Source organism: Mycolicibacterium sarraceniae (genome assembly GCF_010731875.1).
GTDB classification, from domain to species: domain Bacteria; phylum Actinomycetota; class Actinomycetes; order Mycobacteriales; family Mycobacteriaceae; genus Mycobacterium; species Mycobacterium sarraceniae.
Window position 1 is genome coordinate 2,741,707 of the sequence record NZ_AP022595.1, and the last position, 23,185, is coordinate 2,764,891.

General features: G+C 65.9%; 21 protein-coding genes. 13 read left to right on the top strand and 8 right to left on the bottom strand.

Annotation, left to right across the window (positions count from 1 at the left end; translation table 11 throughout):
• The first annotated feature begins 93 nt into the window (after positions 1–93).
• The 3 genes from rseA to tatB all read left to right on the top strand — a co-directional run bounded on the left by rseA (position 94) and on the right by tatB (position 2,483).
• On the top strand, positions 94–498 hold the full coding sequence (gene rseA, locus G6N13_RS13810) for an anti-sigma E factor RseA (protein ID WP_163702097.1): 405 nt from the start codon (positions 94–96) through the stop codon (positions 496–498).
• Positions 499–577: 79 nt separating this feature from the next.
• Complete coding sequence (htrA, locus tag G6N13_RS13815) at positions 578–2,074, top strand: serine protease HtrA (protein ID WP_163697832.1); 1,497 nt, start codon at positions 578–580, stop codon at positions 2,072–2,074.
• A gap of 4 nt (positions 2,075–2,078) precedes the next feature.
• Positions 2,079–2,483: a Sec-independent protein translocase protein TatB gene (gene tatB / locus G6N13_RS13820; protein ID WP_163697834.1), complete on the top strand. Its 405-nt coding sequence runs from the start codon at positions 2,079–2,081 to the stop codon at positions 2,481–2,483.
• A 6-nt stretch (positions 2,484–2,489) separates the two neighbouring features.
• Here the strand turns inward: tatB and G6N13_RS13825 are convergent, their stop codons facing one another.
• The 4 genes from G6N13_RS13825 to G6N13_RS13840 form a co-directional block, all read right to left on the bottom strand.
• Entirely contained in the window at positions 2,490–3,632 is a 1,143-nt protein-coding gene (locus G6N13_RS13825) for an Mrp/NBP35 family ATP-binding protein (RefSeq protein ID WP_163702099.1), read from the bottom strand.
• Between the two features lie 366 nt (positions 3,633–3,998).
• Positions 3,999–5,204, bottom strand: coding sequence for a lytic transglycosylase domain-containing protein (locus G6N13_RS13830; protein WP_163697836.1), 1,206 nt, complete (start codon positions 5,202–5,204; stop codon positions 3,999–4,001).
• Positions 5,205–5,319: 115 nt separating this feature from the next.
• On the bottom strand, positions 5,320–5,886 hold the full coding sequence (locus tag G6N13_RS13835) for a DUF1003 domain-containing protein (RefSeq protein WP_163697838.1): 567 nt from the start codon (positions 5,884–5,886) through the stop codon (positions 5,320–5,322).
• On the bottom strand, positions 5,883–7,190 hold the full coding sequence (locus G6N13_RS13840; RefSeq protein WP_163697840.1) for a magnesium transporter MgtE N-terminal domain-containing protein: 1,308 nt from the start codon (positions 7,188–7,190) through the stop codon (positions 5,883–5,885). Before G6N13_RS13840 ends, G6N13_RS13835 begins: the two co-directional genes overlap by 4 nt.
• Before the next feature lie 24 nt (positions 7,191–7,214).
• Here G6N13_RS13840 and G6N13_RS13845 point away from each other — a divergent pair, with 24 nt between their 5' ends.
• Positions 7,215–8,183: an HpcH/HpaI aldolase/citrate lyase family protein gene (locus G6N13_RS13845; protein WP_163697842.1), complete on the top strand. Its 969-nt coding sequence runs from the start codon at positions 7,215–7,217 to the stop codon at positions 8,181–8,183.
• Positions 8,184–8,205: 22 nt separating this feature from the next.
• On the opposite strand, the gene G6N13_RS13850 is transcribed toward G6N13_RS13845, so the two are convergent.
• Positions 8,206–8,799 carry a DUF4190 domain-containing protein gene (locus G6N13_RS13850; protein ID WP_163697844.1) on the bottom strand — a complete coding sequence of 198 codons (594 nt, stop codon included), beginning with the start codon at positions 8,797–8,799 and terminating at the stop codon, positions 8,206–8,208.
• Between the two features lie 151 nt (positions 8,800–8,950).
• Here G6N13_RS13850 and G6N13_RS13855 point away from each other — a divergent pair, with 151 nt between their 5' ends.
• The 6 genes from G6N13_RS13855 (at position 8,951) to G6N13_RS13880 (ending at position 14,569) form a co-directional block, all read left to right on the top strand.
• Positions 8,951–9,469: a general stress protein gene (locus tag G6N13_RS13855; RefSeq protein WP_163697846.1), complete on the top strand. Its 519-nt coding sequence runs from the start codon at positions 8,951–8,953 to the stop codon at positions 9,467–9,469.
• Between the two features lie 177 nt (positions 9,470–9,646).
• The gene (locus tag G6N13_RS13860; RefSeq protein WP_163697848.1) at positions 9,647–11,059 is read left to right on the top strand and encodes an ABC transporter substrate-binding protein; all 1,413 of its coding nucleotides are present in this window, start codon (positions 9,647–9,649) and stop codon (positions 11,057–11,059) included.
• Positions 11,056–11,955 (top strand): carbohydrate ABC transporter permease, encoded by a 900-nt coding sequence (locus G6N13_RS13865; protein ID WP_163697850.1) that lies wholly within the window; start codon positions 11,056–11,058, stop codon positions 11,953–11,955. The genes G6N13_RS13860 and G6N13_RS13865 overlap by 4 nt, the downstream gene beginning before the upstream one ends.
• An 11-nt stretch (positions 11,956–11,966) precedes the next feature.
• Positions 11,967–12,791: a carbohydrate ABC transporter permease gene (locus G6N13_RS13870; RefSeq protein ID WP_179965152.1), complete on the top strand. Its 825-nt coding sequence runs from the start codon at positions 11,967–11,969 to the stop codon at positions 12,789–12,791.
• 11 nt (positions 12,792–12,802) lie between these two features.
• Positions 12,803–13,972 carry an ABC transporter ATP-binding protein gene (locus tag G6N13_RS13875; RefSeq protein WP_163697854.1) on the top strand — a complete coding sequence of 390 codons (1,170 nt, stop codon included), beginning with the start codon at positions 12,803–12,805 and terminating at the stop codon, positions 13,970–13,972.
• Positions 13,973–14,569, top strand: coding sequence for a suppressor of fused domain protein (locus G6N13_RS13880; protein ID WP_163697856.1), 597 nt, complete (start codon positions 13,973–13,975; stop codon positions 14,567–14,569).
• A gap of 21 nt (positions 14,570–14,590) precedes the next feature.
• Here G6N13_RS13880 and G6N13_RS13885 read toward each other — a convergent pair whose 3' ends face one another.
• Positions 14,591–15,700 carry a magnesium and cobalt transport protein CorA gene (locus tag G6N13_RS13885; RefSeq protein WP_163697858.1) on the bottom strand — a complete coding sequence of 370 codons (1,110 nt, stop codon included), beginning with the start codon at positions 15,698–15,700 and terminating at the stop codon, positions 14,591–14,593.
• A gap of 147 nt (positions 15,701–15,847) precedes the next feature.
• Between G6N13_RS13885 and G6N13_RS13890 the strand changes: the two genes are divergently transcribed.
• A complete protein-coding gene (locus G6N13_RS13890) occupies positions 15,848–17,008 on the top strand; it encodes an NAD(P)-dependent malic enzyme (protein ID WP_163702101.1) in 1,161 nt (386 codons plus the stop codon).
• A gap of 23 nt (positions 17,009–17,031) precedes the next feature.
• Positions 17,032–17,871 (top strand): glycine betaine ABC transporter substrate-binding protein, encoded by an 840-nt coding sequence (locus G6N13_RS13895; RefSeq protein ID WP_170310493.1) that lies wholly within the window; start codon positions 17,032–17,034, stop codon positions 17,869–17,871.
• A gap of 5 nt (positions 17,872–17,876) precedes the next feature.
• Here the strand turns inward: G6N13_RS13895 and G6N13_RS13900 are convergent, their stop codons facing one another.
• Positions 17,877–18,707: an SDR family NAD(P)-dependent oxidoreductase gene (locus tag G6N13_RS13900; RefSeq protein WP_163697863.1), complete on the bottom strand. Its 831-nt coding sequence runs from the start codon at positions 18,705–18,707 to the stop codon at positions 17,877–17,879.
• Between the two features lie 101 nt (positions 18,708–18,808).
• On the opposite strand from G6N13_RS13900, the gene G6N13_RS13905 reads away from it, so the two are divergent.
• Positions 18,809–19,183 carry a DUF732 domain-containing protein gene (locus G6N13_RS13905; protein ID WP_163697865.1) on the top strand — a complete coding sequence of 125 codons (375 nt, stop codon included), beginning with the start codon at positions 18,809–18,811 and terminating at the stop codon, positions 19,181–19,183.
• A 91-nt stretch (positions 19,184–19,274) separates the two neighbouring features.
• Here the strand turns inward: G6N13_RS13905 and G6N13_RS13910 are convergent, their stop codons facing one another.
• Entirely contained in the window at positions 19,275–23,012 is a 3,738-nt protein-coding gene (locus G6N13_RS13910; protein ID WP_163697867.1) for a multifunctional oxoglutarate decarboxylase/oxoglutarate dehydrogenase thiamine pyrophosphate-binding subunit/dihydrolipoyllysine-residue succinyltransferase subunit, read from the bottom strand.
• Between the last annotated feature and the right edge of the window lie 173 nt (positions 23,013–23,185).

Genomic DNA, 23,185 nt, shown 5'->3' on the forward strand with positions numbered 1-23,185 from the left:
GGACATTGTGACCGTCATGTCATGTTCCATGACGCTGCGCGCGCTACATTCGATCTAACGGTGCGCACGTTCGACACCGAGAGGAGCGCAGCGATGGTCGATCGGGGACACATGTTCCGGCGTGCGTTCTCCTGGCTGCCCTCTCAATTTGCCTCCCAGAGCGATGCGCCCGTCGGTGCGCCGCGCCAGTTCCGCTCGACCGAGCACCTGTCCACCGAGGCGATCGCCGCCTTCGTCGATGGTGAGCTGCGGATGAATGCCCACCTGCGCGCAGCGCATCATTTGTCGCTGTGCGCCGAGTGCGCGTCCGAGGTGGAGGGGCAGACTCAGGCCCGCACCGCGCTGCGCGACTCCTTGCCGATCAGCATGCCGAGCAGCCTGTTGGGCTTGCTGTCGCGGATCCCGCAGTCCACGCCGGATGAGCCGGTCGGCCCCCCGCCGGGACTCGCCGACCAGTTAGCTGAAGGCACAGACCGCGACCGTCGTAAGCGCCGGTAGGGTGGATGTGAAGTCGAGCAGCGTCGTGCTCGGTCCCATCACGCGCGTTCGTGGCTGAGCGCTTGGATAGAGGTTGAACTTGAGCCCCAATCAGGACAACTCCGGAAGCAGCCCCCGCCTGGCTCCGCGTCCGGTCTCGCGACCCGCCGTCGACCCGGCCGCCACCCGCACGTTCGGGCGCCCTAAGGGGGTCGACGGCTCTTTCGTCGCCGAGGAGCTGCGCCCGGCCAAGTTCCGTGGCGAAGTCGAGTTCCAGCCCAAGGGCCACCCGCCCGATCCGGTGCTCGGTGAGGCGTTTGGGCGGCCGCCGGGTAACGGCGACTCGTTACAGCGCCACCCCGCCGATGCAGGCGCCCTCGAGGCGGGCGCCGACGAATCCGACGTGGCTGACGATCCGTGGCGGGATCCGGCCGCGGCTGCCGGGCTGGGAACACCGGCGCTTCAGCAGGCCGCACCCGTCGTCGTAGCCGGGCCCACCGGCAAACTGGGCGTGCGCGAGGTGCTGTTCGGCGGCCGGGTGTCGTATGTCTCGCTGGCGGTGCTGGGCATCATCGCGCTGCTCATCGGGTTCGCCGGCGGATGGGTGGGGCGCAAGACGGCCGAGGTCGTCGAAGCCTTCACCACGTCCAAGGTCTCGCTGGCCACCACCAGCACCGGCGAGGTACCGCCCGGCCGGTTCGCCAAGGTCGCAGCCTCGGTGGCCGACTCCGTGGTCACCATCGAGGCGGTTAGTGACGACGAGGGTGCTCAGGGTTCCGGCGTCGTCGTCGACGGCCGCGGTTACATCGTCACCAACAATCACGTCATCTCCGATGCCGCGAACAACCCGAGCAAGTTCAAGATCTCGGTGGTGTTCAACGACGGCAAGTCGGTGCCGGCCAACCTCGTCGGCCGCGACCCCAAGACCGACTTGGCTGTACTCAAGGTCGACAACGTCAACAACCTGACGGTGGCCCGCTTCGGCGACTCCGACAAGGTTCACGTCGGAGATGAGGTGATCGCTGCCGGGGCTCCGCTGGGTCTGCGCAGCACTGTCACCCACGGCATCATCAGCGCGCTGCACCGGCCGATCCCGCTCTCGGGTGAAGGCTCGGACACCGACACCGTCATCGATGCCATCCAGACTGACGCCTCGATCAACCACGGCAACTCCGGTGGCCCGCTGATCAACATGGATTCCGAAGTGATCGGCATCAACACCGCCGGAAAGTCGTTGTCCGACAGTGCAAGTGGCCTCGGTTTCGCGATCCCGGTCAACGAGGTGAAGGCGACGGTCGAGGCGTTGATCAAGGACGGCAAGATCTCGCACCCGACGCTCGGTCTTTCGGCGCGGTCGGTGAGCAACGACCTCGCGCAGGGCGCCCAGGTGGCCAATGTGAAGGCCGGCAGCCCGGCCGAGAAGGCCGGCATCCTCGAGAACGACATCGTCGTCAAGGTCGGCAACCGGACGGTGGCTGACGCCGACGAATTCGCAGTCGCAATCCGCCAGCTAAAGATGGGCCAGGACGCTCCGATCGAGGTGATTCGCGACGGCCGCAAGGTCACGCTGACGGTGAACCCCGCGCCGGACAACTGACGCGATGTTCGCCAACGTCGGGTGGGGCGAAATGCTCCTGTTGGTCGTCGTCGGGCTGGTGATTCTCGGCCCGGAACGGCTGCCGGGTGCCATCAGGTGGACGTCTAGCACCCTGCGGCAGGCCCGCGACTACATCAGCGGCGCGACCAGCCAGCTGCGCGATGATCTGGGTCCTGAGTTCGAGGATTTCCGCCAGCCTTTGAGTGAACTGCAGAAGCTGCGGGGGATGACGCCGCGGGCCGCGCTCACCAAACACCTACTCGACGGCGACGATTCGTGGATCGGCGAGGCGTTCCAGCAGCCGGGCACCGAGAAGCCGCATAGCGCACCGCCGCCGCAGCCGGCCCCGCCCAAGGTTGAGCCGTTGGCACCGGGTACGCCCGCCCCGTTCGACGCGGACGCGACCTAGCGTCGCTTAGCCGTGCCGGGTGGTGTCCAGGCCGAGCGACATCCCGGCCAGTCCGCGCCGCCGCGCGGCCAGCTTGTCGGCGACACCGCGCAGTTCCTTGCCGGCCGCTGAATCGGGCGCCGACAACACCAGCGGCACCCCGGCGTCTCCGGCCGAGACCAGCGCCGGGTCCAGCGGAATCTGGCCCAGCAGCGGGACATCGGCGCCGACAACCCGGCTGAGGCTCTCGGAGACCTGGCGGCCGCCGCCCTCGCCGAAGATCTGCATCGTCGTGCCGTCAGGCATCAGCAGCCCGGACATGTTCTCCACCACGCCGACGATGCGCTGACGGGTCTGCAGCGCGATTGCGCCGGCCCGCTCGGCCACCTCGGCCGCCGCAAGCTGTGGAGTCGTCACCACCAGGATCTCGGCACCAGGAATCAACTGCGCCACCGAGATCGCCACATCGCCGGTCCCCGGCGGCAGATCCAGCAGCAGCACGTCGAGATCGCCCCAGTACACGTCGGCAAGGAACTGCTGTAGCGCGCGGTGCAGCATCGGTCCACGCCACACCACCGGCGCGTTGCCCTGGGTGAATTGGGCGATCGAGATGACCTTCACCTCGTGGGCGATCGGCGGCACGATCATTGACTCGACCTGGGTGGGCCGTTCGTCGGTGCCCATCATCCGCGGTATCGAGTGGCCGTAGATATCGGCGTCGAGCACCCCGACCGACAGGCCGCGGGCCGCCAGCGCGGCGGCGAGATTGACCGTCACGCTGGACTTTCCGACACCGCCCTTACCGGAGGCGATGGCATAAACCCGGGTCAGCGAACCGGGCTGGGCGAATGGGATCACCGGTTCGGCCGCGTCGCCGCGCAGTTGCTTGCGCAGTTCGGTGCGTTGTTCGTCGTTCATGACGTCCAGGACGACGGTGACCGCGCCGGTGCCGGGCACGTCGGAGGCGGCCTGTGTCACCCGCTCGCTGATCTCGGTCTTCTTCGGACACGCCGAGGTGGTCAGGTAGATCTCGACGTGTACGTCGCCGCCGTCGCCGACGTCGATGCTCTTGACCATGTTGAGCTCGGTGATGGGCTTGCGCAGCTCAGGATCGATCACCTTGGCCAGCGCCGCGCGCACCTTGGACTGCAGCTCGTTGTTTTCAGACATCAGCGCCGAGTCTAGGTCGTGCGAGGACGCGAACCGAACGGCGTAGACCGGCGTCGGTGCAGCTCGGTGCCCGATGACGACGGTCGCGAGCATGAGAAGGCCGATGACGACAGGGGTGATCGCCGAATTGACCCCGTTGGCGGTATCGACGGACACAGCTCCGATCACCGCCAGGCGAATGGCGACCTCGAGCCGAAGACCGATTCCCCACATCGCGGACAGCCGGACATCGATCCGCCGTTGCTGCCGGGTGTCCTCGGCGCTCGGACTGTCTGCGGCGGTACGGAATCGTTCCCCGACGACCTGCGTGAGCGGAGTGCCGACCACGCAGCTGTATCGCCGCCGTCTGTCCGGCTGCTGTGCGAACTAGCCGGTGGGGCCGGGCAGCGCGCCGTGTACGGCTGGCAGCGGCGCGGGCGCAGCGGCGGGGGCGATCAATTCCGGAGCCGGCGCGGGCGCAGGCTGCGGTGGCGGTAATGCCCAGGGCGGCTGCCATGGGGGCGGCCACGGTGCCGGCGCTTCCGGTGCGGCCTCGACCGCGACCGGCGGCGGTGCCTGGGTGCCGAGGCAGATCACCTGGCAGGGCAGTCCTGGCAGGGCGCTGGCCGGTCCGGGCAGCGGGCCCAGCGCGAGCGAACCCGCGGTCTCGGAGTTGCCGAGATTGATCAGCGGCAGCTGGGTCAGCGGATCGGTGGACGGCAGGCCGATCGCATTGAGCGGCAGGCCCGGTCCCAGACCTTCCGGGTTCTCCAGGTGGGCATCACCGAGGGCAGGTGCGGGCCCGACGATCGGTGGAAGGTTCAGCGGTTCTACCCCGGTGGCGTAGGCGGCGGCCCAGCCCAGCACGTTCTGGGCGTAGGCCATCGAGTTGTTGTAGCGCAGGATCGCGGTCAGCACCTGTGATTGGTTACGTAGGTTCAGGCCGCCGCTGCACAGGTAGCGGGCCGCGGCCAGCGCCGCGTCGTAGATGTTCTGCGGGTCGGCCTTGCCGTCACCGTCGCCGTCGGCTGCATACCGCGACCAGGTACCGGGAAGGAACTGCATGGGTCCCATCGCCCGGGCGTAGAGCGGCCGACCGGCCTGGACGGTCTGCACGATCACCTCGTTGCCCGGCAGCGTGCCGTCGAGCGTCGGACCATAGATCGGATTGATGGCGGTGCCGCGCGCATCGGTGGCGCCGCCGTTGGCGTGCCCGGATTCGATGCGGCCGATCCCAGCCAGCAAGTTCCAGCTCAGCCCGCAGCCCGGTGCCGTGGACGCCATGGCCTGCTCGGCATTGCGGTAGGCGGCCAGCGCGACCGCGGGGATCCGCATCGATCCCGGTGAGCTGACCACGATGGCCGGCGGCGGGACCGACGGAGCTGATGCCGCCGCGAAATGAAAGTTGGTGGGCTGCTTGGCAAGGGCAACGACGGTGGCACCCGAGCTACCGGTCTGCGGTGACACCGCAGCCAGCGGGGTGACTTCGGTGCCGACGACCGGCGGGTGGTGAAGATCAGGGGCCGCGCCGACGGCTCCGGCCAGTACGACAGGCGTGAGGACAGCAATTCCGAACGCAGGTTTCCGCACCATCTGGGTGACGCGGTGTCCTATGCCCACTCGTCCGTCCTCAACAAAGCCATGCCCCTGTGAACCAAGTCACCATACATACCTTCTAGACCTCAGTGGTATCCAATGGTCACCTTTGTCACGAACTCACCTCGTCGGTCAGGGGGTCGATTGCCGGGTCGGTTCCCGTTCGGGCTTTCTTGGCTTTGTCCTTCTTGGGTTTGGTCCCTGCGTCGTATTGCAGTGACTCCAGCAACTCGCGGATCTCTTCGAGCTCGCGGCGCAGGTAGTCGCGGGTGGCCACCTCGCCGACCGCCAACCGCAGCGAGGCGAGTTCGCGGGCCAGGAACTCGGTGTCGGCCTTCGTCTGTTCGGCCCGCCTGCGGTCTTCGTCCAGCGAGACCCGGTCCCGGTTTTCCTGACGGTTCTGCGCCAGCAGGATCAGCGGCGCAGCGTAGGCGGCCTGGGTGGAGAACGCGAGATTCAGCAGGATGAACGGGTAGGGATCCCACTGCCAGCTCACCGCGAACAGGTTCAGGGCGATCCAGACGATGACGATGATCGTCTGCCAGGCCAGGTAGCGTCCGGTGCCCAGATACCGGGCGATCGACTCACTGAACCGGCCAACGGCTTCCGGGTCGACGGTGAAGAGCCGACGCGAGGTGCGCGGGGTGTCGAGGCGCTGCCGCGACGACGACTCGCTCATGTGGTCCCCACCGCGCCGATCACCTGATCGGACTGCTGCGGTTCCTCGAAGCTGTCTCGCCAGTCGTCGGGCAGCAGATGATCAAGCACGTCGTCGACGGAGACCGCGCCCAACAGATGACTCTGCTCGTCGACCACTGGACCGCAGACCAGATTGTAGGCGGCGAAGTACCGCGTCACCCCGGTCAGCGAGGTGCCGGGGGTGAGGCTGGGCAGGTCGGTGTCGACGATGCCACTGACCAGATTGGCGGGCGGTTCACGCAGCAGTGCCTGCAGGTGTACACAGCCGAGGTAGCGGCCGGTGGGGGTGGCGGTCGGTGGGCGCACGACGAACACCAGCGACGCCAGCGCCGGCGTCAGATCTGGATCGCGGACCCGCGCCAGCGCCTCGGCCACCGTGGTGTCGGGTGCGAGCACCACCGGGTCAGAGGTCATGAGGCCGCCGGCGGTGTCGGGCGAGTGGCTCAGCAGCCGCCGCACCGGTTCTGAGTCTTCGGGGTCCATGCGGCGCAGCAGCGCCTCGGCCTCGACCGGATTCAGCACGCCGAGCAAGTCGGCCGCGTCATCGGGTTCCATGGCTTCGAGCACGTCGGCTGCCCGCCCGGTGTCCAGCTGCAGGAGCAGCACGCTCTGGTCGTCCTCGGGCAACTCCTGGAGGATGTCGGCCAGCCGTTCGTCGTCGAGCGCGTTGACCACCTCGGTGCGGCGCTTGTCCGGCAGGTCGCGGATGGCGTCGGCCACCTCGATCGGGCGCCGGCCTTCGAACTGGTGCAGCAGCTGGGCGACGCCTTGGCCGGGCATCGCCAAAGCGGTCGGGTTGAGGCCTTGCACGTTGTCCCAATCGACTACCTGGACCGTTGAGCGCCGCCCCAATCGGCGGACGCTCCGCACGGCCACGCGGGTTACCACCCAGTCCCGGACTCGGCTCTGTTCGATGCCCAAGTCGACCACCGTGACGTCGACGCCGGCCATCTGCGGAAGCTCGGGATCGCTGACCCGGACCCGGCTGTCCAGAACCTGGGCGAGGATGAGGACCTCGCCGGGGCGCTGCGCGAACCGACGCAGCGAGACATTGCCGGTAGTGAGTGTCACGGCGTTGGGCTCGATGGCGGTGACTCGCAGGATGGGAACGAAAATCCTTCGGCGGGTGGGCATTTCGACGACCAGGCCGAGGACTCGCGGTTGCTGGCGCACGATGCTCATGCTGATCACGATGTCCCGGACCCGGCCGAGGGATTCACCGTCCGGCCCGAGCACGGCCAGCCCGGCCAGTCGTGCCGCGTAGACCCTGTTCACCGACGCCATGTCTCAAAGGGTAGGAGTGTAGGCGTGGAGAACGCTTACCGACCCCGTCGAACCTGCCTGTCCGTTCCGGGCAGCAGTCTCAAGATGATCGAGAAAGCCAAGGGTTTACCGGCCGATGAGGTGTTCCTCGACCTGGAAGACGCGGTCGCACCAGATGCCAAGGCGCAGGCCCGCAAACACGTTGGGGCGGCCCTGGCCAGCCCGGGCTGGGCTGGCCAGCTGCGCGGTGTCCGCGTCAACGGCTGGACCACGCCGTGGACGTACGCCGATGTGATCGACGTGGTGTCGGAGGTCGCGTCCGCCCGTGACGGCCACCTCGACGTGATTGTGTTGCCGAAGGTGACCGACGCCAGCCACGTTCGCGCATTGGACCTGCTGCTGACGCAGTTGGAGCTGACGCACGGTCTGCCGGTCGGCGGGATCGGGATCGATGCTCAGATCGAAGATGCCAAGGGGCTGAACAACATCGACGCGATTGCGGCCGCGCCGCGGGTTCAGGCGCTGGTGCTCGGTCCGGCGGATCTGATGGCTAACCTCAACATGCGCACCCTGGTGGTGGGCGAGCAGCCGGAGGGTTACGACGTCGGTGACGCCTATCACCACGTCTTGATGACGATCCTCGTCGCCGCGCGGGCGCACGGAGTCGCGGCGATCGACGGTCCCTACCTGAAGGTGCGGGACGTGGCCGCGTTCCGGCGGGTGGCCGGGCGGGCCGCGGCGCTGGGGTACGACGGCAAATGGGTGCTGCACCCGGATCAGATCGCGGCGGGCAACGAGATCTTCAGTCCCCGCCAAGCCGAATACGACCGTGCCGAACTGATTCTCGAGGCGTACGAATGGCACACCTCCAAGGCTGGCGGTTCCCGCGGGGCGGTGATGCTCGACGACGAGATGCTCGACGAGGCCAGCCGCAAGATGGCGCTGGTGATCGCAGGCAAGGGTCGGGCGGCCGGGATGACGCGCGAAGGTGAGCGGTTCACGCCGCCGGCCTAGCGCCTACGCCTGCCTGGATTTGCTATGGCTGGTAGTCCGGTGACGACCCGGCGACGATGATCATGACGATCACGAACAGGATGTAGAGCACCATTCCGGCTGTCACCAGGGCACCGATCACCAGACCGGCGATCGCCAGCCCGTGTCCGTCCTGGCCGGTGCGTTTGGTCTCGCGCATCGCAATGATTCCGAGGATCAGTCCAGCGATCGCAGGAAGCCCGCACGCCAGGCCCGCGACCGAGGTGACCAACGACGCGATGGCCTTACCATTGGTGCCAGGCGGTTTGGTCGGCCGGTACGGATCGTAGGGATCGGGGGCGTAGCCGGGCGGGGGATATCCGTAGCCCGTCGGGGCCGGATACGGCGACGGGTACGCCGGCGGCGGCATCTGTGGGTAACTGCCCGGATAGTCCACCGGGGGGTATCCCGAAGGCGGCGGGTAACCGCCCGGGGTCTCGTACGCGGGCGGCGACGGCTCGAAGCCCGGGGGGGCGGCCGGATAGCCCGCCGGCGGTGGGCTCTGCTCGATCGGCGGTGCTTCGTAGGTCCCGTCCGAAGGCCCCTGATAGCCCGCGTTCTGCGACTTTTCGCCGGGCTCACCGCCGGAAGCTGTCATGCTGACAACCTAGCGTATGTGCAGGTGGCCCGAGGCGGACCTGTCCTGGGGCACCTTCGCCTGCGATGGCACGTTGAGCAGGGAAAGGACCGCTTACCGTCGGCCCCGCACGACGCGACAAACGATGCGCGCGACAGGAGAATGTGCAGATATGACCAGTCCCTTCCCACCCGGTCAACGTTCCGGCGGCGCGTCCGCCGCGTCCCGGCGCGGGCCCGTAAGCCTGCCGGAGCCTCCCAAGGGCTGGCCGATCGGTTCCTATCCCACCTACGCCGAGGCGCAGAAGGCCGTCGACTACCTGTCCGACGAGCAGTTCCCCGTGCAGCAGGTGACGATCGTCGGCGTCGACTTGATGCAGGTCGAACGGGTCACCGGCCGGTTGTCGTGGCCCAAGGTGCTCGGCGGTGGCGTCATCACCGGCGCTTGGCTGGGCATCTTCATCGGCTTGGTGTTGGGGTTCTTCAGTCCCAATCCGTGGGCGTCGCTGATCACCGGTGTTGTGGCGGGTGTGATCTTCGGCTTGATCACCTCGGCTGTTCCGTACGCGATGGCCCGTGGCACAAGGGATTTCAGTTCGACGATGCAGTTGGTGGCCGGCCGTTACGACGTGCTGTGTGATCCGCAGAGTGCGGAACAGGCGCGGGACATGCTGGCGCGCTTGAAGATTTAGACCCGCTAATCGGGACGTGCGGCGTCACGATTTCGCGGCATACGGCGTGGAAGTGTTGCACATCACGCCGGTTGGGCTCTACGGTTTGCCCGCAGGGTGATGCCCTGTCGTAATGCAGCCTGCGCCGAAACCCGGACAGCTGCGGCGCGAGTCCAGAAGGCGGGAGGCGGTTTGCGGATGGCTTGCCCAGGCGAACGCGCTCGGCGGGTGGGCGCGGCCGCGCTAGCCGCGTTGACCACTGCTTCGGTCGTGTCGTCCTGCAGCTCCGGCGACCACGGCGTCGTCGTCAGTTTCTACACACCCGCCAGCGAGACTGCGACTTTCACCGCCGTCGCCAAACGGTGCAACGACGAGCTCGGTGGCCGGTTCCGCATCCAACAGCGCAGCCTGCCCAAGGCCGCCGACGATCAGCGGCTGCAGCTGGCCCGCAGGCTCACCGGCAACGACCGCACCCTCGACCTGATGGCACTGGATGTGGTGTGGACCGCCGAGTTCGCCGAGGCCGGCTGGGCGCTGCCGTTATCCGACGATCCCGCCGGCCGGGCCGAGGCGGACGCGACCGATAACACCCTGCCCGGGCCGCTGGCGACGGCCAAGTGGCAGAACAAGTTGTTTGCCGCGCCGGTCACAACCAACACCCAATTGCTTTGGTATCGAGCAGATTTGGTTGCCCCACCGCCGGACACCTGGGATGGCATGGTGGCCGAGGCCACCCGCCTGCACGCCGAGGGTAAGCCCAGCTGGATCGCGGTGCAGGCCAAGCAGTACGAAGGCTTGGTCGTCTGGTTCAACACTTTGCTGGAAAGTGCTGGGGGACAGGTGCTTTCCGATGACGGCAAACGTGTCACCCTGACCGACACCGCTGAGCACCGGGCAGCGACGGTCAAGGCGCTGCAGCTCATCAAGGCGGTGGCGACTGCACCAGGAGCCGATCCGTCGGTCACTCAGACCGACGAGGGCACCGCGCGCCTGGCCCTTGAGCAGGGCAAGGCGGCGCTGGAGGTCAACTGGCCGTTCGTGTTCGCCTCGATGCTGGAGAACGCCGTCAAGGGCGGTGTGCCGTTCCTGCCGCTCAACGAGAAGCCGGAACTGGCGGGCAGCATCAATGACGCCGGCACCTTCTCGCCGACCGATGATCAATTCACCGTCGCGTTCGACGCCGCCAAAGAGGTATTCGGGTTCGCGCCGTACCCCGGGGTGATCCCGGGCCAGCCGACCCGGGTCACCCTCGGTGGGTTGAATATCGCGGTGGCCAAGACCACCCGTCATCCGGCCGAGGCGTTCGAAGCGGTGCGCTGCATCCGGAATCTGCAGAACCAGAAGTACACCTCGATCGAGGGCGGTCTGCCCGCGGTGCGCAGCTCGCTGTACGACGATCCGGAGTTCCAGAAGAAGTATCCGCAGTACGCGATCATCCGCGATCAGCTCACGACCGCGGCGGTACGCCCGGCGACGCCGAACTATCAAGCGGTGTCGACCCGCATCTCGGCCACCCTGGCCCCGATCACTCAGATCGATCCGGAGAAGACAGCAGACGAGCTCACCGCGCAGGTGCAGAAGGCGATTGACGGAAAGGGGCTGATCCCATGACTACCGCGACGCCCCGCACCGACGATCGCCGGTCCCAGCGCAAGCTGGCCTATCTGCTGATCACGCCGGCCGTCGTGCTGATGCTCGCGGTCACCGGGTACCCGATCGGGTATGCCCTGTGGCTGAGCCTGCAGCGCTACAACCTCGTCAGTCCGGCCGACACCAAGTTCATCTGGTTCGAGAACTACCAGACCATCTTGACCGACCAGTACTGGTGGACGGCGTTCGTGGTCACCCTGGTCATCACGGTGATCTCGGTGGCCATCGAGTTCGTGCTCGGCATGGCGCTGGCACTTGTCATGCACCGCACCATCTTCGGTAAAGGGCTGGTGCGAACCGCGATCCTCATTCCCTACGGCATCGTCACCGTCGCCGCCTCTTACAGCTGGTACTACGCCTGGACGCCGGGCACCGGCTACCTCGCCAACCTGCTGCCCGACGGCAGTGCGCCACTGACGCAACAGATTCCGTCGCTTGCGATCATCATCCTCGCCGAGGTCTGGAAGACCACACCCTTCATGGCGCTGCTGTTGCTGGCGGGGCTGGCGTTGGTGCCCGAAGATCTGCTCAAGGCGGCCCAGATGGACGGGGCCGGGCCCTGGACGCGGCTGATCAAGGTGACGTTGCCGTTGATCAAACCGGCGATCCTGGTGGCACTGGTGTTCCGCACACTCGACGCGTTCCGCATCTTCGACAACATCTACGTGCTCACCGCGGGTGCCAACGACACCGCGTCGGTGTCGATCCTGGGTTACGACAACCTGTTCAAAGCGTTCAATATCGGGCTCGGTTCGGCGATCAGCGTGCTGGTGTTCGCATCGGTCGCCGTCATCGCGTTCATCTATATCAAGCTGTTCGGCGCATCGGCGCCCGGCGCAGACAGTGAGGTGCGCTGATGTCCCAACGCATTGGCGGCCAGCGGGCGGCGAGCTGGGTGGTCATCGACGCCATCGTGGTTGTCTACGCGCTGTTCCCCGTGCTGTGGATCTTGAGCCTGTCACTCAAGCCCACGTCAACGGTCAAGGATGGCAAGCTGATTCCATCCCAGATCACGTTCGACAACTACAAGGGCATCTTCAACGGCGATGCGTTCAGCTCCGCGCTGATCAACTCGATCGGTATCGGTCTCATCACCACGGTGATCGCGGTGGTCATCGGCGGGATGGCGGCCTACGCCGTGGCCCGGCTGGAGTTCACTGGTAAGAAGGCGCTCGTCGGTGTGGCGCTGCTGATCGCGATGTTCCCGCAGATCTCGCTGGTGACACCGCTGTTCAACATCGAGCGGCGGATTGGATTGTTCGACACCTGGCCCGGGTTGATCATCCCCTACATCACGTTCGCGCTGCCGCTGGCGATTTACACGCTCTCGGCGTTCTTCCGAGAGATCCCGTGGGATCTGGAGAAGGCCGCCAAGATGGACGGCGCCACACCGGCTCAGGCCTTTCGGCGGGTGATCGCTCCGCTGGCCGCGCCGGGCATCGTGACGGCGGCCATCCTGGTGTTCATCTTCGCCTGGAATGACCTGCTGCTGGCGCTGTCGCTGACGGCCACCAACGCCGCGATCACCGCGCCGGTCGCCATCGCGAACTTCACCGGCAGTTCGCAATTCGAGGAGCCAACCGGCTCAATCGCTGCGGGCGCGATGGTGATCACAGTTCCGATCATCGTGTTCGTTCTGATCTTCCAACGACGGATCGTTGCCGGGTTGACCTCCGGCGCGGTGAAGGGGTAGCGAGGTTTTCAATGGCCGAGATCATTCTGGACCATGTCACCAAGAGTTACCCGGACGGCGCCGTTGCCGTGAAGGACCTCAGCCTGACGATCGACGACGGCGAATTCGTCATCCTGGTCGGACCGTCCGGCTGCGGTAAGTCCACCACGCTCAACATGATCGCTGGGCTGGAGGACATCAGTTCCGGGGAATTGCGCATCGGCGGAAGCCGGGTCAACGAGAAGGCGCCCCGCGACCGCGATATCGCGATGGTCTTCCAGTCCTACGCGCTCTACCCGCATATGACTGTTCGACAGAACATCGCGTTCCCGCTCACTTTGGCCAAGCTGAACAAGGCCGAGATCGCCCAGAAGGTCCAGGAGACGGCGAAAGTCCTTGATCTGTCCGAACTTCTGGATCGCAAGCCTTCGCAGTTGTCGGGCGGCCAGCGCCAGCGGGTGGCGATGGGCCGAGCCATCGTGCGCCAGCCCAAGGCGTTCCTCATGGACGAGCCGTTGAGCAACCTCGACGCCAAGCTGCGCGTCCAGATGCGCGGTGAGATCGCCCGGCTGCAGAACCGGCTGGGCACCACCACCGTGTACGTCACGCACGACCAGACCGAGGCGATGACGCTCGGCGACCGGGTGGTGGTGATGCGTGCCGGTGAGGCGCAACAGATCGGTACTCCCGAAGAGCTCTACGAACGGCCGGCGAACCTGTTCGTCGCAGGGTTCATCGGCTCACCGTCGATGAACTTCTTCCCGGCCTCACTCACCGGGGTGGGGCTGCAACTCCCGTTCGGCGAAGTGACGCTGAGCCAGGAGGTCCAGGATGTGGTGGGCCGGCATCCGACACCCGCGAACGTGATCGTCGGGGTGCGCCCCGAACACTTCGAGGACGCCGCGCTTCTTGACGCCTACGAACGCATCCAGGCGGTCACCTTCGAGGTGACAGTCGACTTGGTTGAATCGCTGGGGGCCGACAAGTATGTGTACTTCACGACCTCCGGTGACGGAGCCAAGTCGGCTCAGCTGGCGGAGTTGGCCTTGGAGACCGGTGCCGGCGAGAACGAGTTCGTGGCAAGACTTTCCGCGGAGTCGAAGGTCGCCATCGGGCAAACCATCGAGTTGGCGTTCGACACCACCAAGGTGCAGATCTTCGACGCCGATAGCGGTGTGAACCTGACGATCCCGCCGGTCTAAGTGAGTCAGCCCCTGGACCTGGCGCGCGCTCATGTGCGCGGCCACTTCACCGAAGCTGGGATCGATGCCGAGCCGGATTCGGCCAGCGTGACATTCCTCGGGCTGGAACGCCTCGAGGTGTTGCGGTTCGGCCCGGATGCTGACGGCGCGGCTCATTATGTGACGCTGGGGTGTTCGCGGCACCCCATGACCGAAGCGGCGTCCGGTATCGCCGATCCCCTGCGCGGCCCGCGGGCCGAGGTCGTGCTCACGCTGCGCACCGGTACGCTCACGAGCGGGTTGGCCCGCAGCCTGGCCGTGGTGGCGGCGACACCGGCGGTGGAAGGTGTGGTGCTCGTCGCAGACTCGTTGATCGATTTGTCCGCACCGCTTTGGGATGGTGCCGCGTTCACCGCTGTGCTGCTGGGTGATTCGGCGATTGATGACCTGCCGCTGGAGGCACCCCGGGATCCGGTTCAGTTCCTGGCGGCCATACCGGTCACCCCGACCGAGGCCGCGTGGATTCGGCTCAAGGGTGCCGATGCCATGCGGCAGGCCTGGGTCGACGACGGTGTCGACGTCTCGGACCCGAATCGACCTGCGGCCCAGCCGGGGTAGCGGCTGACGCCGGAGTTCGTTCTACAGCCAGTGATTACGGCGGAAGTTGAAATACAGAGACCCGCACACCGTCACCATGAGCGCAAGCACGGCCGGGTAACCGTACGTCCAGGACAGCTCTGGCATGTGCTCGAAGTTCATGCCGTAGATGCCGGCGATCATCGTCGGCACGGCCGCGATCGCCACCCACGCCGAGATTTTGCGCATATCGAGGTTCTGTTGGAGGCCAACTTTGGCGAGCTCGGCCTGCACCAGCGAGCTGAGCAACTCGTCGTAGCTGGAGATCTGGTCGCCGGCTTGGGTCTGCAAGCTGAGCACGTCCCGCATGTAGCGCAGAACTTCCTTGGTCATCAGGTCTTTGTGCTCGCTGGTGATCTTCTGCAGTGCGCTGGTGAGCGGGAAAACCGCGCGCCGCATTTCGACCACTTCGCGCTTGAGCATGTAGATCTGGGCGATATCGGTCTTCAAATCGGGGGAGAAGGCTTCTTCCTCGATGGTGTCGATATCGCATTCCATCAGACGTGCGACATCGAGGTAGCTTTCGACCACGTGCTCGGCGATCCCATGCATCACGGCATACGGGCCGTGGGCGAGCTGAAGATGTTCGGCTTCCAGATGATGACGGAGCCCGGCCAGGCCGGTGTGGTCGCCGTGGCGGACGGTCACCACGTAGTCGACTCCGACGAACACCATGATCTCGCCGGTCTCGACGATCTGACGGGCCTGCGCCACGGATTCGTGTGGCACGTACTTCACCGTCTTGACGATCAGGAACAGGGAGTCGTCGTAGCGCTCCACTTTGGGCCGTTGGTGGGCATGCACGGCATCCTCGACCGCGATCGGATGCAGATTGAAGGTGTCCGCCACCGACGCCATCTGATGTTCGTCGGGCTCATGCAAACCGAGCCACACGAATGCCTTCTGTCCCTCGGCCCGCAGTTCGTGAACCTTGGCCAATGCGGCGGCGTGGGTGTACTTGCCCGGCAGTCGTTCCCCGTCGACGTAGATCGCGCAGTCGACCATGGCACGGGCGACGGGCACATGGATCCGGCGGGCGTCCACCTCAGGGTGATCAGCAGCAGATCGGCTGGGGCCGAGTAACGACGGTGGTATAGGCCGGAACGACGGCATGATGCGACCTCCCCTCACACAACGGGTGAGGCCCCGGCGGGCCCGAGTGGAAATGCTACGCGCCAGTAGCGTTGGGGGCTTGGTTCACCTCGGGGGAACCCCGCTCGGTGAGGTTTCCGGGGCGAGTACCCTGACGCCGTGTCAGAAATGGTGAGTACCCCCCGCGTCGTCATCGATGACGAAGAGATCTTCGCCGCTCACGTGGGCGGGAAGCTGTCCGTCGAACTGAAGGCGCCGCTGGACACTCAGCGCGCCCTGTCGATCGCCTACACCCCGGGCGTAGCCCAGGTGAGTCGCGCGATCGCGACCGACCACACCCTGGCCAAGAAGTACACCTGGGCCAATCGCCTGGTCGCGGTGATCAGCGACGGTACTGCGGTCCTCGGCCTCGGTGATATCGGTCCCGCCGCGTCGCTTCCGGTGATGGAGGGCAAGTCCGCGCTGTTCAAGACGTTCGGCGGCTTGGATTCGATCCCGATCGTGCTTGACACCAAGGATCCTGACGAGATCGTCGAGACGATCATCCGACTGCGCCCGACGTTCGGTGCCGTCAACCTCGAGGACATCTCGGCTCCTCGCTGCTTCGAGATCGAGCAGCGTCTGATCGAGGCGCTGGACTGCCCGGTTATGCACGACGACCAACACGGCACCGCGATCGTGGTACTGGCCGCGCTGCTGGGTGCCACCACGTTCCTTGATCGGGACATGCGCACGCTGAAGGTGGTCATGTCGGGTGCGGGTGCCGCGGGCGTCGCCTGCACGAACATCCTGCTCGCGGCGGGTATCACCGACATCACGGTGCTGGACAGCCAAGGCATCCTGCATACCGGTCGTAACGATATGAACTCGGTCAAGGCAGAGCTGGCCGCGCGGACCAACCCGCGGGGGCTCACTGGTGGAATCGCCGAAGCTCTCAACGGCGCGGACGCGTTCTTGGGTGTCTCGGCCGGGCTTGTGCCCGAGGAATTGATCGCCACGATGACGCCGGGAGGCATCGTGTTCGCGATGTCCAACCCCGATCCCGAAATCCATCCGGACGCAGCGCGCAGGCACGCTGCCGTCGTCGCGACCGGGCGAAGCGACTTCCCCAACCAGATCAACAATGTCCTGGCGTTCCCCGGGGTGTTCCGCGGTGCGCTCGACGCCGGCGCGCGGCGCATCACCGAGAAGATGAAAGTCGCAGCGGCAGAGGCGATCTTCTGCGTCGTCGGTGACGATCTTGCGGCCGACCACATCGTGCCGAGCCCGTTGGACCCGAGGGTCGGGCCCGCGGTTGCTGCGGCGGTGGCCGCGGCGTCCGAATCCTGAGGCGAGATCTCTTGAGGCCGACGATGTTTCGCCGGCTGGTGCTGGGACTGCTGGCTCTGGTGGTCGTGGCGTGCGGATCTCCTTCGCCGGGAACGTCATTGGCGGTCGGCGCGACGGCCGACCCGGAAATGACCTTGCTGGCGCAGCTGTACGCCGCGGCGCTGCGGTCCTATGGCAGCGCCGCGCACGTGCAGGTCGTCGACGATCCATTGGCGGCACTGGATTCCGGCGCGGTCAGTGTGGTGCCGGGGTTCACCGGGCGCCTGCTGCAACAGTTCGCTCCGGGCGCGACGGTCCGCTCGGACGAGCAGGTGTATCGCGCCATGGTCGGGGTGTTGCCCGAAGGCATTGCCTCAGGTGACTACGCCACCTCCGCTGAGGACAAGCCCGCACTGGCCGTCACCGACACGACCGCCGCGGCATGGGGCAGCCGCGATCTGATCGCTTTGGTGAGTCACTGTGCCGGACTGCGGGTCGGTGCCGTCGCGCACGCCCGCGGGCTGCCGACCGCGGTGGGCACCTGTACCTTGCCGGCGGTGCGCGAATTCCCGGACCAGAAAACGATGTTCGAAGCGCTGCGGGCCGGCGACATCACGGCAGGCTGGACGGGCACCGCCGACACCGGCATACCGAGCGAGCTGGTGGTACTTGCCGACCGCAAACCGGCACTGGTGATGGCCGAGAACGTGGTGCCGCTGTATCGGCGCAATGAACTCGACCAGCAGCAGGTTCGCGCGATCAACGAACTCGCCGGCGTGCTGGATACCGGGTCCCTGGTCGACATGCGCCGGCATGTTGCCGATGGCCGCGATCCGCGGTCGGTCGCCGAGGACTGGCTATCGGCACACCCCTTGGGCCGCTAGGGGACTCAGCGCATCGGTGGGGCGAGCTTGGGCAGCACCGTGGCGAACAGTTGCTGATAGCCCGAACCGGTGACGCGCACGATCACATCGAGGATCTTGGCGTCGGCGCCGACCAACACCCGAGCCTTGTTCTTGCGGACAGCGTCGAGGATGATCTGCGCGGCCCGTTCCGGTGTGGTGCGGGCGAGCTTCTTATCGAACGCCTTGGCCATCTCGGCCTGGTCGAGGCCGTCGGCCACCGTGGAGTTACGGGCGATCGCGGTCTTGATACCGCCCGGGTGCACTGTGGTCACCTTGACCGGGTGCTTGGCCAGGATCATCTCCTGGCGCAACGCCTCGGTGAATCCGCGAACAGCGAACTTGGCCGAGTTGTAGGCGGCCTGGCCGGGCACCGAGAAGATGCCGAACAGGCTCGAGACGTTGACGACGTGGCCGTCCCCGGACTCGATCAGGTAGGGCAGGAAGACCTTGGTGCCGTTGACGACACCCCAGAAGTCGACATCCATCACCCGCTCGATGTCCTTGAACTGGCTGATCTCGACACCACCGGAGAACGCGATCCCGGCATTGTTGTAGATCTGGTTGACCTTGCCGAAGTGGGCCTTGACGCCGTCGGCGTAGGCTCCGAAGGCCTCCCGCTCGGTGACGTTGAGCCGATCTGCCTTAACCGCGACGCCGATCGACTTGAGTCGCTCCTCGGTCGCGGCCAGCCCTTCGGTGTCGATATCGCTGATCGCGAGCTTGGCGCCCGATCGCCCCAGCTCGATCGCTAGGGCCTGGCCGATGCCCGACCCGGCCCCGGTCACCACCGCTACCTTTCCGGCGAACCCCTGCATGAACGCTCCTTCGAGTTGTTCGACGCGTGTTTAATGGGACCAAGGGTATCGGGCTGCCCCCCGCGAGTAACAGGGGGATACCCGTGCGCGATGCTGAGAACATGAAGTTTCGCCGTTTGGCCGACGCGGGTGTGGTCGCTGGTGTGATCGCCGGTGCGATGGCGCTGGCAGCGCCTGCTCAGGCCGACACCACCGCCGACGATTTCCTGAACTCGCTGACCAGTGCCGGTATCACCGGGATCGATCCCGGACAAGCCGTCGAGCTGGGGCAGTCGATCTGCCCGCTGCTGGCCGATCGCAGCCAGAACACCGCCGATATCGCCTCCACCGTGTCCGACCGGCTGGGCCGGCCGCTGGGACCGGCCACCATGTTCACCGGCCTTGCGGTGTCCTTCTTCTGTCCGCGCGCGGTGCAGGATCTGGCCAATAGCACCTCGCCCATCCCGCTGCCGTTCCTGGGCAATCTCGGCTTTTAGCTGCACGCCTCAAACTCCCGAGTGTGCGGTTTCATCCGCGACGCGCCGGTCGCGGCGTACGAAACCGCACACTGAAGCGGCGCTCAGCTGGTTAGCCGAAGGCCTCGTCGATGATCTCCTGCTGCTCGACGGCGTGCACCTTCGACGATCCCGACGACGGTGCCGACATCGCCCGTCGTGAGATCCGCTTGATCCCGGACAGCTTCTCCGGCAACAACTCTGGCAGCGTGAGACCGAACGTCGGCCAGGCGCCCTGGTTGGCCGGCTCCTCCTGCACCCAGAAGAACTCCTTGGCGTTCGGGTAGATGTCCAGTGTGTTGCTCAGCCGCCGCTTGGGCAGCGGGGCCAGCTGCTCGATACGCACGATCGCGACATCGTCACGCTTGTCCTTCTCCTTGCGTGCGACCAGTTCGTAGTAGATCTTGCCGCTGGTCAACAGGATTCGGCTGACCTTGTCGCGGTCACCCTCGCCGTCGGTATAGGTCGGCTCCTCCATGATCGACCGAAACTTCTGCTCGGTGAAGTCCCGGATATCGCTGACGGCAGCCTTATTGCGCAGCATCGACTTCGGCGTGAACACGATCAGTGGACGGTGCACCCCGTCCAGGCCGTGCCGACGCAGCAGATGGAAATAGTTCGCCGGGGTCGACGGCAGTGCGATCGTCATCGAGCCCTCGGCCCACAGTTGCAGGAACCGCTCGATGCGTCCCGAGGTGTGGTCGGGACCCTGGCCTTCGTGGCCATGGGGGAGTAGCAGCACGACATCGGAGAGCTGGCCCCACTTGGCCTCACCGGAGCTGATGAACTCGTCGATGATCGACTGCGCACCGTTGACGAAATCGCCGAACTGCGCCTCCCACAGCACCAGTGCATCCGGATTGCCCACCGAATAGCCGTATTCGAAGCCCACCGCCGCGTACTCAGAAAGCGCCGAGTCGTACACCTCAAGCTTGCCGCCGGTCGGCGTGCCGTCGGGGTTGATGGTCAACAGATCCAGTGGGGTGAACTCGGCGCCGGTCTTGCGGTCGATGATCACCGAGTGCCGCTGGGTGAAGGTTCCGCGACGGGTGTCCTGTCCAGAGAACCGGATGAACTTGCCCTCGGCCAAAAATGTTCCGAGCGCCAGCAATTCGCCGAACGCCCAGTCGACCTTGCCCTCGTAGGCCATCTCCCGGCGCTTCTCCAGCACCGGCTTCACGCGCGGATGCACGTTGAAGCCCTCGGGGAACGCCAGGTGCGCATCGCCGATGCGGGCGAGCAGTGCCTTGTCCACCGCGGTGGTCATACCCCGCGGGATCATCTGGTCTGCCTCGACCGACTCGCTGGGCTCGATATCGTGCTTCTCGAGCTCGCGAACCTCGTTGAACACCCGCTCAAGCTGGCCCTGGTAGTCGCGCAGGGCGTCCTCGGCCTCTTTCATCGAGATGTCGCCGCGGCCGATCAGGCTTTCGGTGTAGGTCTTTCGCACACCGCGCTTAGTGTCGATCACGTCGTACATGTAGGGCTGGGTCATCGACGGGTCGTCACCCTCGTTGTGCCCGCGACGGCGGTAGCACAGCATGTCGATGATGACGTCCTTCTTGAACTTCTGCCGGAAGTCGACCGCCAGCCGCGCCACCCAGACGCAGGCCTCGGGATCGTCGCCATTGACGTGGAAGATGGGGGCTCCCACCATCTTTGCGACATCGGTGCAGTACTCCGAGCTGCGCGAGTCCTGTGGCGAGGTGGTGAAACCGATCTGGTTGTTGACGACGATGTGGATCGTGCCACCGGTACGGTAGCCGCGCAGCAGCGCCAGGTTCAGCGTCTCGGCGACCACGCCCTGTCCGGCGAAGGCCGCATCGCCGTGCAGCATCATCGGCATGACGGTGAAGGCCCGAGACTCATCGGAACCGCCGTCTCCTGTGTATTTCAGCAGGTCCTGCTTGGCCCGGACGATGCCCTCCATCACCGGGTCAACAGCCTCCAGATGCGACGGATTGGCGGTCAGTGACACCTGAATGTCGTTGTCGCCGAACATCTGGATGTAGTTGCCGGTGGCCCCGAGGTGGTACTTGACGTCACCGGAGCCGTGCGCCTGTGACGGATTCAGGTTGCCTTCGAACTCGCTGAAGATCTGCGAGTAGGGCTTGCCGACGATGTTGGCCAGCACGTTGAGCCGGCCGCGGTGCGGCATGCCGATCACGACCTCGTCCTGGGCATGCTCGGCGGCCTGATCAATGGCCGCATCCATCATCGGGATGACGGTCTCGGCGCCTTCGAGCGAAAATCGCTTCTGGCCAACGTATTTGGTCTGCAAGAAGGTCTCGAAGGCTTCGGCGGCGTTCAGTTTGGACAGCACATACTTCTGCTGGGCGACGGTTGGGCCTTCGTGCTTGACCTCGATACGCTCTTGCAGCCACTTCTGCTGTTCGGGTTCCAGGATGTGGGTGTACTCCACACCTATGTGGCGGCAGTAGGCGTCGCGGAGCAGCCCGAGGACGTCACGAAGTTTCTTGTATTCCTTGCCGGCGAACCCGTCGACCTTGAACACCCGGTCCAGATCCCACAGCGTCAGGCCGTGGGTGTTGACATCCAGGTCAGGGTGGCTGCGGAAACGGGTCTTGTCCAACCGCAGCGGGTCGATATCGGCCATCAGATGCCCGCGGTTGCGGTAGGCCGCGATCAATTCCATAACCCGGGCGTTCTTGTCGACGATCGTGTCGGGATTGTCGGTGCGCCAGCGCACCGGCTCGTAGGGGATGCCGAGCTCGAAGAAGATCTCGTCGAAGAAGTCGTCGGAGAGCAGCAGGCCGTGGATCGTGCGCAGGAAGTCGCCGGACTCCGCACCCTGGATGATCCGGTGGTCGTAGGTCGACGTCAGCGTGATCACCTTGCCGATGCCCAGTTCGGCGATGCGTTCCTCGCTGGCACCCTGGAACTCGGCTGGATACTCCATCGCGCCGGCGCCGATGATCGCACCCTGGCCAGCCATCAGCCGGGGCACCGAGTGCACGGTGCCGATGGTGCCGGGGTTGGTCAGGGAGATCGTCACACCGGCGAAGTCCTCGGCGGTGAGCTTGCCGTCGCGGGCGCGCCGCACGATGTCCTCGTAGGCGGCAATGAACTGGCCGAACCGCATGGTCTCGCAGTTCTTGATCGCGGCGACGACGAGCGACCGGCTTCCGTTTTTGCCCTGTAGGTCGATGGCCAGACCCAGATTGGTGTGCTCGGGGGTGACGGCATTGGGCTTACCGTCGATCTCGGCGAAGTGGCGGTTCATGTTGGGGAACGACTTGACCGCCTGGACGATCGCGTAGCCCAGCAGGTGGGTGAACGACACCTTGCCGCCACGGGTGCGCTTGAGGTGGTTGTTGACCACGATGCGGTTGTCGATCATCAATTTCGCCGGGATGGCCCGCACGCTGGTCGCGGTCGGGATCTCCAGCGAGGTGTTCATGTTCTTGACGACGGCAGCGGCCGCGCCTCGCAACACCTGCTTCTCTGCGCCGCTGTCCGACGACGCCGGTGCAGCGGTCTTCGGGGCCGGGGCCGGGGTGGGTGCCTTGGCCGGCGCTGCCGGCGCGGCGGCGCCGTTGCCCGCGGGTGCGGTCTTGGCCGGGCTGGGCGGGGCAGGAGCGGGCGCGGGTTCCGGCCGCGAAACCGGTGCCGTTGCCGCGGTCGACAGGCCGTTGCCGGTCGCGACCGTTTCGGTTGTCGGCTCGGGGTTGTAGTCGACAAGGAACTCGTGCCAACTCTCATCGACCGACGAGGGGTCGTCGCGGAACTTGCGGTACATCTCCTCGACAAGCCATTCGTTCTGGCCGAATGGTGAACTCGTACTGCTCACGGCAGTTGCTCGCCTCAATTCCTTCATCTGGGCTAGCCGCGCTCGGACGGTTTGCCCCCACTGTTGTGCCCCGACATATCGCCGCCTAAAAGGCTAACTCGTCTCCCGCGTTCCCGGAGCACGTCAGCACCTTGCCCTGCACTAATCCGACAACCGGTAGTCAGGCATCGGTG

Bases quoted from the DNA above. Each gene is read 5' to 3' on its own strand.
- rseA (WP_163702097.1), top strand. From the start codon at position 94: ATGGTCGATCGGGGACACATGTTCCGGCGTGCGTTCTCCTGGCTGCCC.
- tatB (WP_163697834.1), top strand. From the start codon at position 2,079: ATGTTCGCCAACGTCGGGTGGGGCGAAATGCTCCTGTTGGTCGTCGTC.
- G6N13_RS13825 (WP_163702099.1), bottom strand. From the start codon at position 3,632: ATGTCTGAAAACAACGAGCTGCAGTCCAAGGTGCGCGCGGCGCTGGCC.
- G6N13_RS13830 (WP_163697836.1), bottom strand. From the start codon at position 5,204: ATGGTGCGGAAACCTGCGTTCGGAATTGCTGTCCTCACGCCTGTCGTA.
- G6N13_RS13835 (WP_163697838.1), bottom strand. From the start codon at position 5,886: ATGAGCGAGTCGTCGTCGCGGCAGCGCCTCGACACCCCGCGCACCTCG.
- G6N13_RS13840 (WP_163697840.1), bottom strand. From the start codon at position 7,190: ATGGCGTCGGTGAACAGGGTCTACGCGGCACGACTGGCCGGGCTGGCC.
- G6N13_RS13850 (WP_163697844.1), bottom strand. From the start codon at position 8,799: ATGACAGCTTCCGGCGGTGAGCCCGGCGAAAAGTCGCAGAACGCGGGC.
- G6N13_RS13855 (WP_163697846.1), top strand. From the start codon at position 8,951: ATGACCAGTCCCTTCCCACCCGGTCAACGTTCCGGCGGCGCGTCCGCC.
- G6N13_RS13860 (WP_163697848.1), top strand. From the start codon at position 9,647: ATGGCTTGCCCAGGCGAACGCGCTCGGCGGGTGGGCGCGGCCGCGCTA.
- G6N13_RS13865 (WP_163697850.1), top strand. From the start codon at position 11,056: ATGACTACCGCGACGCCCCGCACCGACGATCGCCGGTCCCAGCGCAAG.
- G6N13_RS13875 (WP_163697854.1), top strand. From the start codon at position 12,803: ATGGCCGAGATCATTCTGGACCATGTCACCAAGAGTTACCCGGACGGC.
- G6N13_RS13885 (WP_163697858.1), bottom strand. From the start codon at position 15,700: ATGCCGTCGTTCCGGCCTATACCACCGTCGTTACTCGGCCCCAGCCGA.
- G6N13_RS13890 (WP_163702101.1), top strand. From the start codon at position 15,848: ATGGTGAGTACCCCCCGCGTCGTCATCGATGACGAAGAGATCTTCGCC.
- G6N13_RS13895 (WP_170310493.1), top strand. From the start codon at position 17,032: ATGTTTCGCCGGCTGGTGCTGGGACTGCTGGCTCTGGTGGTCGTGGCG.
- G6N13_RS13900 (WP_163697863.1), bottom strand. From the start codon at position 18,707: ATGCAGGGGTTCGCCGGAAAGGTAGCGGTGGTGACCGGGGCCGGGTCG.
- G6N13_RS13905 (WP_163697865.1), top strand. From the start codon at position 18,809: ATGAAGTTTCGCCGTTTGGCCGACGCGGGTGTGGTCGCTGGTGTGATC.